This is a genomic window from Vescimonas sanitatis (genome assembly GCF_049060325.1).
GTDB classification, from domain to species: Bacteria; Bacillota; Clostridia; order Oscillospirales; family Oscillospiraceae; genus Vescimonas; species Vescimonas sanitatis.
In genome coordinates, this window is sequence record NZ_JBMGPW010000007.1 from 42,056 (window position 1) to 54,174 (window position 12,119).

The 12,119-nt window shown below is 60.3% G+C and carries 10 protein-coding genes and 1 tRNA gene; 6 read left to right on the forward strand and 5 right to left on the reverse strand.

From position 1 onward, the window contains the following. Position 1: 1 nt before the first annotated feature. The 4 genes from iorA to ACOMDU_RS09380 all read right to left on the reverse strand — a co-directional run bounded on the left by iorA (position 2) and on the right by ACOMDU_RS09380 (position 4,138). Positions 2-1,777, reverse strand: a complete 1,776-nt coding sequence (gene iorA / locus ACOMDU_RS09365) for an indolepyruvate ferredoxin oxidoreductase subunit alpha (protein ID WP_421130065.1) — start codon at positions 1,775-1,777, stop codon at positions 2-4. 87 nt (positions 1,778-1,864) lie between these two features. Next, a complete protein-coding gene (buk, locus tag ACOMDU_RS09370) occupies positions 1,865-2,920 on the reverse strand; it encodes a butyrate kinase (RefSeq protein ID WP_421130066.1) in 1,056 nt (351 codons plus the stop codon). Between the two features lie 222 nt (positions 2,921-3,142). Further along, the gene (locus tag ACOMDU_RS09375; RefSeq protein ID WP_421130067.1) at positions 3,143-3,499 is read right to left on the reverse strand and encodes a hypothetical protein; all 357 of its coding nucleotides are present in this window, start codon (positions 3,497-3,499) and stop codon (positions 3,143-3,145) included. Positions 3,500-3,529: 30 nt separating this feature from the next. Continuing rightward, complete coding sequence (locus ACOMDU_RS09380; protein ID WP_421130068.1) at positions 3,530-4,138, reverse strand: TetR/AcrR family transcriptional regulator; 609 nt, start codon at positions 4,136-4,138, stop codon at positions 3,530-3,532. A 159-nt stretch (positions 4,139-4,297) separates the two neighbouring features. Here ACOMDU_RS09380 and ACOMDU_RS09385 point away from each other — a divergent pair. Then, positions 4,298-4,385 (forward strand) — tRNA-Leu (locus ACOMDU_RS09385). A 157-nt stretch (positions 4,386-4,542) separates the two neighbouring features. Here the strand turns inward: ACOMDU_RS09385 and ACOMDU_RS09390 are convergent. Further along, positions 4,543-7,206: a transglycosylase domain-containing protein gene (locus ACOMDU_RS09390; RefSeq protein WP_421130069.1), complete on the reverse strand. Its 2,664-nt coding sequence runs from the start codon at positions 7,204-7,206 to the stop codon at positions 4,543-4,545. Between the two features lie 286 nt (positions 7,207-7,492). Between ACOMDU_RS09390 and ACOMDU_RS09395 the strand changes: the two genes are divergently transcribed. The 5 genes from ACOMDU_RS09395 to ACOMDU_RS09415 all read left to right on the forward strand — a co-directional run bounded on the left by ACOMDU_RS09395 (position 7,493) and on the right by ACOMDU_RS09415 (position 12,045). Next, positions 7,493-7,783: a DUF1292 domain-containing protein gene (locus tag ACOMDU_RS09395; protein ID WP_421130070.1), complete on the forward strand. Its 291-nt coding sequence runs from the start codon at positions 7,493-7,495 to the stop codon at positions 7,781-7,783. Positions 7,784-8,349: 566 nt separating this feature from the next. After that, positions 8,350-9,924 (forward strand): peptidylprolyl isomerase, encoded by a 1,575-nt coding sequence (locus ACOMDU_RS09400; protein WP_421130071.1) that lies wholly within the window; start codon positions 8,350-8,352, stop codon positions 9,922-9,924. A gap of 22 nt (positions 9,925-9,946) precedes the next feature. Next, the gene (locus tag ACOMDU_RS09405; protein WP_421130072.1) at positions 9,947-10,672 is read left to right on the forward strand and encodes a tRNA threonylcarbamoyladenosine dehydratase; all 726 of its coding nucleotides are present in this window, start codon (positions 9,947-9,949) and stop codon (positions 10,670-10,672) included. Next, on the forward strand, positions 10,669-11,346 hold the full coding sequence (locus ACOMDU_RS09410; RefSeq protein WP_421130073.1) for a DUF554 domain-containing protein: 678 nt from the start codon (positions 10,669-10,671) through the stop codon (positions 11,344-11,346). Before ACOMDU_RS09405 ends, ACOMDU_RS09410 begins: the two co-directional genes overlap by 4 nt. 27 nt (positions 11,347-11,373) lie before the next feature. After that, on the forward strand, positions 11,374-12,045 hold the full coding sequence (locus tag ACOMDU_RS09415; RefSeq protein ID WP_421130074.1) for a DUF2461 domain-containing protein: 672 nt from the start codon (positions 11,374-11,376) through the stop codon (positions 12,043-12,045). The last annotated feature ends 74 nt before the right edge of the window (positions 12,046-12,119 follow it).

The following is a 12,119-nucleotide window of genomic DNA, read 5'->3' on the forward strand; positions in this document are numbered from 1 at the left end:
GTTACTTCTCCTCCTTTTCAATAGCACCAAAGGGGCAGGCCTGGGCACAGACGGTGCAGCCCACGCACTGGGTACGGTCGATGAACGCCTTGCCGTTCTCCATGGAGATGGCGGGGCAGCCCACCTTCAGGCAGCTCTTGCAGCTCTTGCACTTGTCGGCGTTGACGACGCACATACCGGTGTCGTGCTTCACGCGCTTGATAAGCAGGCAGGGACGACGGGTGACGATGGCGGGGTGCTTGCCCTCGTTCAGGGCGGCCACAGCGTCGTCCACGGTCTTCTTCATGGCGGTCAGGTCCTGAGGATCCACGGTGAAGACAGGGGCGAAGCCATAGGCCTCCAGCACCTTCTCCACGCTGATCATGGGGGCGGGCTCGCCCATCAGGGTGAAGCCGGAGCCGGGGTTGTCCTGGTGGCCGGTCATGCCGGTGATGCGGTTATCCAGCACGCAGGGGATCATGCGGCCGTTGTTGTAGATGATCTCGGCCGCGCCGGTCATGCCGGAGTGGAAGAACGTGGAGTCGCCCATGACGCCGAAGACCACCTTATCGGTGACGCCCTCGCGCTGGAAGGACTTGGCCATGCCCATGCCGGCGGAGAAGCCGCCGCCCATGCAGATGCACACGTCCATGCAGTTCAGCGGAGGCGCGAAGCCCAGGGTGTAGCAGCCGATGTCGCCGGTGACCACATAGTTCTTGTTCTTGGACAGGGTGTAGAAGAAGCCGCGGTGGGGGCAGCCGGGACACAGTGCGGGGGGACGCTTGGCGACCTTGACCTCGTCCACGGTCTTGTACGCGGGCTTGATGCCCAGCACGCGCTCGCGCACCAGCTCGGTGTTCAGCTCATACAGCTTGCCGGTCAGTTCCTTGCCGACGCAGTCGATGCCGGCGGCCTTGATCTCGTCCTCCATGAAGGGGTCCAGCTCCTCGATGATGTAGAGCTTCTCCACCTTCTTGGCAAAGTCGCGGATCAGGTCCATGGGCAGCGGATAGGTCAGACCCAGCTTCAGGAAGGACGTACCCTCGGGGAACACCTCCTTGGCGTACTGGTAGCTGATGGAGGCGGTGATGACGCCCACCTTGCCGTCGCCCAGTTCCACCTTGTTCAGGCCGTTCTCCAGGGCGCGGGTACAGCCGTACTCAGCCAGCTTCACCAGGCGCTCCTCCACGATGGGGTGGTTCAGGTAGGCGTTGGCGGGGGCGCAGACGTACTTACGGGTGTTGCGGGCGTAGGTGGGGGCCACGTGCTCCACACGCTCGCCGAACTCCACCAGGCCCTTGCTGTGACAGACGCGGGTGGTGGTGCGGTACAGCACGGGGGTGTCGAACTCCTCGGAGATCTCGCAGGCCAGGCGGACAAAGTCCTTGCACTCCTGGGCGTCGCTGGGCTCCACCATGGCGATCTTGGCGGCGCGGGCGTAGTGGCGGTTGTCCTGCTCATTCTGGGAGGAGTGGCAGGAGGGATCGTCGGCGGTGACGACCACGTAGGCGCCGTTGACGCCCATGTAGCCGGCGGTGAACAGGGGGTCGGCGGCCACGTTCAGGCCCACCATCTTCATGGTGCAGAAGGAACGGGAGCCGGCCACGGACGCGCCGTAGGCCACCTCGGTGGCGACCTTCTCGTTGGGGGCCCACTCACAGTACACGTCCTTGCCGTACTGGGGCAGGTTCTCCAGGATCTCGGTGCTGGGGGTTCCGGGATACGCGGAACAGACCTTGATACCGGCTTCGTAGACGCCGCGGGCGGTGGCCTCGTTACCGGACATCAGATGTTTCATAGCAGTTTCCACCTTTCTTGTCTTTTTCCTCTTATTTCCACTTGCAAATCAAAAACGGTTTATCTATATTCCTGCCGGAATATCAGATCAATACTGGCCGGCCTCCTGCTGGCCGCGGAGGACCCGGAGGGCACCCTCCGCCAGGGAGCGCATCTCCTCCTCGCCGGGCAGGCGGATGATGGGCGCGATCTTGCCCACATAGGCGGTGATGTCGTCGCAGAAGAAGTCCTCATAGGCCATGCCGGCGGTGTAGACGATGGCGTCCACGTCGAAGTGCAGCACGGCGGCCATGGCACCGATGTCCTTGGCCAGCTGGTAGACCAGGGCCTGATAGGCCTCCACGGCCTTGGGGTCGCCCTCCACCACCTTGGCGCAGACCACGCGGAAATCGGTGGTGCCCAGATAGGAGAACATACCGGCGCGGCGGCCGAAGGTACGCTTGACCTCGTCCTTGGTCTTACCGGAGAAGCAGTAGTTGATGAGCTGGTTCACCGGCAGGCCGCCGGCGCGGTCCATGCCCATGGCGCCCTCGTCCTTGACGTTGCAGACATCCACCACGCGGCCGTGCTGATGCGCACCCACGCTGACGCCGCCGCCCAGGTGGCAGACGATGAGGTTCACGTCCTCATACTTTTTGCCCAGCTTCTCGGCGGCCTTGCGGCCCACGGCCTTGTGGTTCAGGGCGTGGAACTGGCACAGACGGCGGAACTCGGTAAAGCCGGTGTAGTGCGCCACCTCGGTCATCTCGTCCACGCAGACCGGGTCCACAAAGAAGGCGGGAATGCCCACCATGTCGCCCAGCTTACGGGCCAGGTAAGCGCCCAGGTTGGAGGGATGCTCGCCGTAGGGCGCGGCCTCTACGTCGGCCATGACCTTGTCGTTGACGGCGTAGGTGCCGGAGGGAATGGCCCGGTACAGACCGCCGCGGCCGCAGACGGCGGCAAAGTCGGACAGCTTATAACCGGCCTCGGTGACGGCCTTGAGAATGGCCTCCTTACGGTAGTCCGCCTGGTCGATGACCCGGGGGAAGCGGTCCAGCTCCTCGGCGGAGTGGTCGATGGTCACTTTGAAGAGCTGTTCCTCGTCCTCGAACACCGCGATCTTGGTGGAGGTTGCGCCGGGGTTGATGATCAACAGCTTCATAGTCTCTCTCCTTTTCTGTCACGCCCGGCGGGCGGTTTTCGTTAAACTTTTCACCGAACCACTCGGTGATTATACTTTATTATGGCACCGCTGATCCGGGATGTCAACGGCGATTTTGGCATTTCCGAAAAGTCGGCGTTTCGCACAAAAAAAGACCGCGAGCGCTGTTGAAAACAACGTTCACGGTCTTTAACTTATTCCTCGTGCCGCAGGGCTGTCCGCTCAGATATCATTTGCCATTTCGCCTATCATTCCCAGCATATCCCTCAAGGCCGTTATCCCCGGTACTGCCAGCACATTGATGAGGATCACCGTAATGATAAGCACAACCAGCCCGCCGATAAGACCCACCAGCGACAGCACGAAGGCTATCGTTCGCTTGTCTCCGGTATAGCCCTCTTTCTTTGCCTTGTCAGTCCATACCAAGCCGAGGATGCCCAGTACAACAGATGCCACGGCAGAGTAGCCGAAAAACCAGAATACCACGGCGGCAATGCCCATTATCAAGCCCGCAACAGCTGTGTTTTCGCCCGGCTCCCGCCCACTCTCCGGCGGCCGCCTCTCTTCACTCTTACCCATCCGCTCCTCCTTTTCTGTGTATGCCTCTACTCACTCCTCGTGCCGCCAGCCCTCCAGCAGCGCGGCGGCCATACGGCGGCCGCGGCGGGGCAGGTCGAAAGCACCTTCGTAGATACGCCACTCCAGCAGCATACCGCGGTGCAGGGCCACCAGGTCCGCCACCAGCTCCTCGCGGTCGCGGTCGTGGTGGATCGTGCCCTCCTGCTTGCAGCCGTCCACCAGCTCACGCAGAACGCGGAAATACACGCGCTTCTCGTTGTCCCGCAGGATGCCCTGCTGGGGATAGCGGATGCCGTGGATAAAGCTGCGGTAGAGGGACGGGTCCTCGGCGCTGATGACCAGGGTCTGACCCACAAAGTCCAGCAGCTTATCGTGCCAGGAGTTGGCCTCGTCGGCCAGGTAACTCGCCTCCAGCACGCTGTACTGGGCGTCCACGCTGCTGGTCACCTGGATGACCAGCTCGTCTTTGCTCTTGAAATAGTGGTAGATGTTGCCCACGGAGCAGCCCACCGCCTGGGCGATCTGCTCCACAGAGACATTCTCAAAGCCCTCCTTGTCGAACAGCTCCAGCGCTACGTTCTGGATACGACTACGCATTTCCAGGGCCTGTTTTTTCCGGGGGGTAAGCTCCTTTTTCATAGAGATATACGCACTCCTTCGGTGAATGGTTTTTTCTATCATAACAAGTTTTGGGCGGCAGGTCAAGGCATGAACGCGCCGGAAAACAATAAGTTTGGAAATTTTGAAAAAAGGGGTTGACAATTCAGCCGGTACATACTATAATCTCACTTGTTCGACGCGCGAGTGGTGGAATTGGCAGACTCGCTAGATTCAGGTTCTAGTGCTCATTACGGGCGTGCGGGTTCAAGTCCCGCCTCGCGCACCAAAAGAAAAGAGACATCCTTTCGGATGTCTCTTTTCTTTTGGTGCGGCGATTTTGCTGCGCGAAAACCAAGGCCGCCAGCGGCGGCCCTTGACATGGCACCCACTCCGGGACAAAAAAGGAGACGGCAAAGGCCGTCTCCTTTTTTGCTTGTAAACAGTCAACCGATAAATCCGCCCATATCCGGTACACCGTTATCCGGCGGACCGTCCATAGCATCATCGTGGTCGCCGTCCGGCATATTGAAGTCGTCGTCCGCCTCGTCGCCAAAAAAGCCGTTCCATCCGCCCTGCATCATAAAGGCGTCCTCCACCACGATCTCGTCGTGGCCCTCGATCAGCTCACGCTGGTAGTTCAGCACGGAGCCGGTAACGGTGGTCACGTTGCCGTCGCTGTCCGCCATGTTGACGGTGTAGGTGGGGGCGGTGTGCATGGTGCAGACGGCGGTGGGGGCGTTATCCGCCGCCACCAGGGCCGTGTAGACGCGGCTGCCGCGGACGTCCAGGGCGCAGTTCTCCGATGCCAGCATTCCGCTGTCAGCACAGACCGATACGCTGGTCAGGCCGGAGCAGGAGAAGAAGTCCTTGTTGGGCAGGTCCTCGTGGATGGCGCTCATGACCTTGCGGAACACAGCGGAGCAGGGGTTGCCGCTGGCCACGATGCGCTGGTTGTGCTCGTAGCCCGCCCAGACGGCGCAGCTGTAATAGGGCGTGTAGCCCACGAAGTAACGGTCCTTGTTGCTGTTGGTAGAACCGGTCTTGCCGGCGATGTGCATACCGCTGAACTGTGCCTCGTAGCCGGTACCGTTCAGGGCGGCCTCCTGCAGCAGATGGTTGATGATAGCCGCCGTGGTGTTCTTCATGGCCACGGTGGACTGGGCCTCGTTCTCCAGCACCACGTTGCCGTTGGCGTCCTCCACACGGATGAAGGTACGGGGCTTGGTGTACACGCCCTCGTTGACGAAGGTCGCGAAGGCCGCGGACATCTCCTCGGTGGTGACGCCCTTCTCAAAGCCGCCCAGAGCCATGTTGCCCACCTGCTGGGAGTCGGTGTAGGTCAGGTTCTCGAAGCCCAGCTTGTCCACCAGGAAGTCGTAGGAATTGCTGACGCCGTAGGCCAGGTTCGTCCGCACGGCACAGGTATTCAGGGACTGGGCGATGGCGGTGTGCAGCGCCGTCAGGCCCTGATAGCGCCAGTTGGCGTTGCGGGGCCAGACCTCGCCGTTGAGCAGCATGGGATAGTCGTCGATGACCGACGCGCCGTTGATGGTGCCGTCGTCCAGTGCCGGGGCGTAGGTGGACACAGGCTTGATGGCAGAACCGCACTGCCGGGCGTTCACAGCCCAGTTCCAGCCGCGGTCCACCACCTTTTCACCGGCACCGCCGATCATAGCCACCACATAACCGTTGGTGGGATCCACGATGGTCAGGGCGATCTGCAGCTGATCCTCCACCTGCTCACCGGCGGCGTTCGTATAGCTGCTGGTATAGGGGATATTCTCCAGATTATAGCAGACCTCCTCGGCGATCTGCTGGTACTTGGGGTTCTGGGTGGTGTAGATCTTGTAGCCCCTGCTGTAGACCATGTTGATGGCCTGGTCGTAGGCGGAGACCTTCTTGCCCTCGCTGTTGACCTTTTCGGTGATGCCCAGCTTCTCCACCAGTGCCTCGGCCACATCGGTGATCATGGCATCGGTGAACCAGGAGTTGCTGCCCTTGATGGTGGGGGTGCTGTCATCCGCCGGGGAGTCGGTATCGTCGCTGGTATCGGTGGTATCCTCCGTGTCCAGCTCGGTGACGGTACCGTCGCTGCCCACATACTTGCCGGAGATGGTGAAGCCGTTGGCAAACTGGATATCCTCGGCCACGGCGGCGTCATACTCTTCCTGGTCGATCTTGCCCTGAGAGAGCATCTCGCTGAGGATGGTCAGCTGGCGCTCCCGGTTGTTCTCGCGGGTCCAGGAGCTGATGAAGGGATCGTACATGGAGGGGTTGTTGGTGATGCCCATCATGCTGGCACACTCGGCCAGCGACAGCTCGGACACGTCCTTGCCAAAATACACCCGCGCCGCCGTCATCACGCCGGAGCAGCGCTGGCCGAAGTAGACCTCGTTCAGGTAGGCTTCAAGGATCTCGTCCTTCTCATAGCGCTTTTCCAGCTCCAGTGCGCGGTAGATCTCCGTGATCTTGCGCTTGACCGTCACCTGATTGTCGCCGGTGACGTTCTTCACCAGCTGCTGGGTGATGGTGGAGCCGCCCTGCACGTTCTTGCCGAACAGGGTGTACAGAATGGCGCGGGTGGTACCCTTCCAGTCCACGCCGTGGTGCTTCTCAAACCGCTTGTCCTCGATGGCGATGGCGGCCTCCTGCAAATACTTGGGAATGTTCTCCAGGTCCACCCAGATGCGGTTTTCGTCCATGTACAGCGTCTGGTACATGACCCACTCCTGGGTGTCGGGGTCCTGGTAATACAGCTCGGTGGAGACCTGGGTCTCGAATTCGTCCAGATAGACCTCCACCTTGCCGCGCATGGCGCTGTTGATGTACGCCATGAAGATACCGGCGAAGATGGACGCCGTAAGCACGAACACCAGCAGCAGCGTGCCGATGATGCGTCCGGCCTTCTTCCAGCCGTTCTTCTGCTTAGGGGTCATGTTCCGCACACGCTCCTGCGCGTCATGCTGCACGCGCCGCGCACCCTCGGCGGCACTGTGCTCTACCCGGCGCGCACCCTCCTTTGCCTCATTTTCTATGTGCCGGGCGCTCTGCCGGATGCGTCCCCAAAAGCCGGTGGACGACGACCGTCTGCGCTTGTTCTCACTCAAGACAGGGCACCTTCCTTTCTTTATTGATGTTCCTGTGTATTCTTTTCGTTCCGGGGTCAAAATTCACATACCAATCCACTATAAGGAACATTCTACCATACTTGTCAAATGCAAAAAAGAGGATTTTTTGCAGAAATCCGCCCGTTTGGCTGCTCAATTCCCGTTATTTTCCCCCATTCCACCGATTTTCAGTCCGACAGATGGCAGAAACTGCCGAACGCTTCCACTTGCGTTTTCTCCAGCTTTCGGGTATACTATGGATATAAAGACAAAGGAGGACTCTCCCATGAGCGAGGAATTCGGCCCCAACTTCATCACCCTGACCGACGAGGACGGCAACGACATTGAACTGGAATACGTGGACGCGCTGGAGCTGGACGGCCAGACCTACATGGCGTTCTTCCCCGTGGTGGAGGATGATGCCGACGAGGAAGCCGCCGAGGAGTACGGCCTGGTGATCCTGAAGTCCGTTATGGAAAACGGCGAGGAGCTGCTGAGCACCCTGGACAGCGATGAGGAGCTGGATAAAGTCTACGACCTGTTCATGGAGCAGATCCTGTCCGACGAGGACGAGTGATCTTTCGACGGGATTTTTCGTCCTGCCGATGGCGAGACGCCGCCGGCTACGCCGGAAAATGGCTGGATTTTTCGCCAAGACGAGGCGCGGCGGTGCAGCGAAAAAGATACACGCCACTCCTTCGGCAGGATTTTTCGTCCTGCCGATGGCAAAGCGGCGATGGCGTACTTTCTGTACGTCGAGCCGATTTGACGAAGGCAGGGCGGAAAATTGAGCGATGGGCAGCGGTTCTATTTATCCTGACATTGGTTATACGGGACGTCGGATCGGCAGATGGTTTGCAGGCCTCCCGCCTGCCGTATGCGGGCGGATGCTGGAAGCAGTAAAGTCAGCCGGAGACGACCCACCTGCGAGTTGTGCAGGTTATAACATGGCCGCTGCCTGTCGCTGAGCACAAGACCCCCATTCCGAAACGGAATGGGGGTCTTGTGCTCAGTGAGCGCGGTAAAATGTTCACAAATTCCAGGCGTTTCCCTCTTGCGAAAAGGTGCGGTATACGATATAATGACCGAGTATGTTACCAAACAAGGGCGTATTGCGCCCAAAATCGAGAGGAATGAATTTCAATGAGCGCATCAAGAGAAAAGAAGATCCGGCAGGATCTGGCGGCCCAGGGCGTCACCGACCCCAAGAAGATCCGCGAGGCGGAGGAGAAGGCCAAGGCACGCAAGAACAATATCCTGTACGGCGTGATCGCCGGCGTGTTCGTGATCGTGGCCGCGGTACTGCTGGTGTATAACTCCGGCGTGCTGCAGCGCAGCGCCACCGCCGTGACCATCAACGGTGAGAAATATACCGCCGGGCAGGTGGAGTATTTCTACGCCAACGTGAAGAGCAGTCTGTTGAAGAGCGGCTATGCCAGCTTTTACGGCATCGATACGTCCAAATCCCTGGACCAGCAGGTGGTGAGCGACACCATGAAGACCGCGCTGGGTATCGAGGACGAGGGTGATGTCACATGGGAGCAGTATGTCCGCGACACCGCGGTGAAGCAGCTGGCCATGTACGTGCTGACCGCCCAGGAGGCTGAGGCCAACGGCATGGGCGCCGATGAGCACACTCAGGAGGAGCTGGATGCCACTATGGAGGAGCTCAACGCCGCCGCCAAGCAGAACGGCTACTCCACGAAGACGTATCTGAAGCTGATCTACGGCAAGAACATGACCGTGGATACCTTCAAGGAGATGGTGCAGCTGGTGGACGTGGCCACCCATTACCAGAGCCACTACGCCGAGGAGCTGACCTACACCGTCAGCGACCTGGAGACCTACTATCAGGGCAACAAGAGCAGCTTTGACGTGGCCAGCTATGAGTCCCTGTACTTCAAGGGTACCGCCGACAGCACCAAGGACGACGACGGCAACACCGTGGAGCCCACCGATGAGGAGAACGCTGCCGCCAAGGCCAAGGCCGAGAGCGATGCCGCCGCTGTGCTGGCGCGCGTGCAGGGCGGCGAGGCGCTGGAGGATGTGGCCAAGGATTATGAGTCCGCCAGCTACACCAGCACCGATGCCGGCAGCAACAACGGCAGCGACGTGGCCAACTGGGTATTTGACAGCGCGCGCAAGGCCGGTGACAGCGCCGTTGTGGCCAGCGATTCCAACTGCTATGTGGTCGTGTTCCGCAGCGTGGGCCGTCAGGAATACGCCACCAAGGACGTGCGCCACATCCTGTTCAAGGTAGACGAGAGCGCACTGGACAGCGAGGCCGAGACCTATGAGGCCGACCTGCAGGCGGCTAAGGACGCGGCCAAGACCGCAGCCGAGGACGCGCTGGCCCAGTGGAAGGCCGGCGAGGCCACCGAGGACAGCTTCGCGGCCCTGGCCAACGAGCTCAGCACCGATGCCGGCAGCAACACCAACGGCGGTCTGTACACCAAGATCTACAAAAACCAGATGGTCACCGAGTTCAACGACTGGTGCTTCGATGCGAGCCGTCAGTCCGGCGATACCGGCATCGTATACGGTGAGAGCTCTAACTACAAGGGCTATCATGTGATATACTTTGTGGGCGACGATGTGCCCTACTGGCAGGTACAGGCCGAGAACGCTCTGCGCAACACCGACACCGAGGCCTGGCTGGACGGTCTGCTGGACAGCGCCGATGTGGTGCAGGAGAACGGCATGAAGCACGTGGGCTGATGACCGCCCCTTCTTCGAGTCTATGAACGAGCGTTTTCTCAGAACAGAAATGATATTGGGCGCACCCGCCTTGGACAAGCTCCGCCGCAGCCATGTGGCGGTGTTTGGTCTGGGCGGTGTGGGCAGCTACGCCGCTGAGTGCCTGGCACGCAGCGGCGTTGGCACGTTGACGCTGGTGGACCAGGACACGGTATCCGTATCCAACATCAACCGCCAGCTGTGCGCGCTGACCTCCACCGTGGGGCAGTACAAGGCGGAAGTCGCGGCGGCACGTGTGCGGGACATCGACCCGGACACGGTAGTATACCCGATCTGCGCCACCTATGACGCCGCCCATCGGGAGGAATTTTTCTCCCGGAAATTCGATTACATCGTGGACTGCATCGACCTGGTCAGCTGCAAGCTGGACCTGATCCAACAGGCCCGCCTACGGGGAATTCCCATCCTGTCGGCCCTGGGCACCGGCAACAAGCTGGAGCCCGAGCTGCTGCGGGTCACGGATATCTCCAAGACCAGCGGCTGCCCGCTGGCCCGGGTCATGCGGAAGGAGCTGCGCGCCCGGGGGATCCACCACCTGAAGGTGGTGTTCAGCCCGGAGCTGCCCCACGAGACACAGCAGCTGGAAGCGCCGTCACCCGGACGGCGCAGCGTTCCCGCCAGCGTGGCGTGGGTGCCCTCTGTGGCCGGCCTGATGATGGGCGGCACGGTGGTGCGGGATATTATCGAAGATGGAGGTCTTGTACCATGATATTAACAGGCGCGCTGGTCAACGGTGGAGCCATTGTTGTCGGCGGCCTGCTGGGCACCTTCGGCGGCAAGCTCATGCCGGAAAAAATGCGGCAGACGGTGCTTGGTGCTACGGCGCTGGTGTCCATGGGCATCGGCATCTCCGGCGCCATCGGCAGCAGCAACCAGCTCATCCCCATACTGTCGCTGGTCATCGGCGCCGTCATCGGCGAGCTGCTGCACATTGAGGACGGCGTCACCCGGGCGGGCGACTGGCTGCAAAAGAAATTCGGGAAAATGGGTCCCATCACCGACGGCTTCGTCAGCGGCTCGCTGGTGTTCGCCGTGGGCGCTATGGCGGTGATGGGTTCGCTGGACAGTGGTCTGAAGAACGACCACGGCATCCTGCTGGCCAAGTCGGTCATCGACTTTGCCGGATCCGTGGCCTTTGCCAGCTCCATGGGCATCGGGATCGTCTTTTCCGGATTGTCGGTGCTGGCGGTGGAAGGTGTGATGACGCTGCTGGCCTCCCTGCTGACAGGGGTGCTGACCGATGCGGTCATCACCGAGATCTCCGTCACCGGGTCACTGATGATCATCGGCATCACCCTGAACGTGCTGGGCGTCACCAAGCTGCGTATCCTGAACATGACGCCGGCGCTACTGCTGCCCGTTCTGCTGTGCAAATTCATGTGAGCGCTTTAATTAAAAGGAGTACATAGCATGGCTTTTGAAGGCTATACACAGGAGACACTGGACTTTCTGTGGGGCATTCGGTTCAACAACGAACGCTCCTGGTTTCTGGCGCATAAGCAGGACTATGAGGCACATCTCCTGGCCCCCACCCGTGCGCTGGGCGAGCAGGTGTATGAAGCCCTGCACGCGGCATTCCCCAAGGAGCCGTTTCTGCTGAAGCTCTCCCGCATCTATCGGGATGCCCGACGGCTGCACGGGAATGGACCGTACAAGGACCACCTGTGGTTCTGCGTCCGCGCCGGCGGCGAGGACTGGACGGGGCGGCCCACGTTTTACTTTGAGATCGGGCCGGACTATTACAGCTACGGCATGGGCTTTTGGGCGCCGAAGGCGGCGCTGATGGAAGCGTACCGCAAGGCCGTCGACGAGCATCCCGAGGTGCTGGAAAAGCTGGTCAAAAGGTTCAATAAACAGGCGCAATTCACGCTTTCAGGCCCGGAATATGCCAGGAAAAAGACCGCCCCCTCTCCCCTGCTGGCGGCGTGGTACAACAAGAAGTCTATCAATTTACAACATGACGCCGCACCGGACGAGCGTATGTTCTCGCCGGAACTGGCACAGGATATCATTGAGGGCTTCCGGACACTGATGCCGCTGTACAAGTATTTCGATGGTCTGTGCGCCGCGGAAATGGTGTAAAAAACCGCCCTTTTTGGGGTTGACAGCGGGTAAAAAAGCGGGTAAAATACCCCATAATGAATGAGGGAGTAATT

Coding starts and splice junctions, on each gene's coding strand:
- iorA (WP_421130065.1), bottom strand. CDS start 1,777: ATGAAACATCTGATGTCCGGTAACGAGGCCACCGCCCGCGGCGTCTAC.
- buk (WP_421130066.1), bottom strand. CDS start 2,920: ATGAAGCTGTTGATCATCAACCCCGGCGCAACCTCCACCAAGATCGCG.
- ACOMDU_RS09375 (WP_421130067.1), bottom strand. CDS start 3,499: ATGGGTAAGAGTGAAGAGAGGCGGCCGCCGGAGAGTGGGCGGGAGCCG.
- ACOMDU_RS09380 (WP_421130068.1), bottom strand. CDS start 4,138: ATGAAAAAGGAGCTTACCCCCCGGAAAAAACAGGCCCTGGAAATGCGT.
- ACOMDU_RS09395 (WP_421130070.1), top strand. CDS start 7,493: ATGAGCGAGGAATTCGGCCCCAACTTCATCACCCTGACCGACGAGGAC.
- ACOMDU_RS09400 (WP_421130071.1), top strand. CDS start 8,350: ATGAGCGCATCAAGAGAAAAGAAGATCCGGCAGGATCTGGCGGCCCAG.
- ACOMDU_RS09405 (WP_421130072.1), top strand. CDS start 9,947: ATGAACGAGCGTTTTCTCAGAACAGAAATGATATTGGGCGCACCCGCC.
- ACOMDU_RS09410 (WP_421130073.1), top strand. CDS start 10,669: ATGATATTAACAGGCGCGCTGGTCAACGGTGGAGCCATTGTTGTCGGC.
- ACOMDU_RS09415 (WP_421130074.1), top strand. CDS start 11,374: ATGGCTTTTGAAGGCTATACACAGGAGACACTGGACTTTCTGTGGGGC.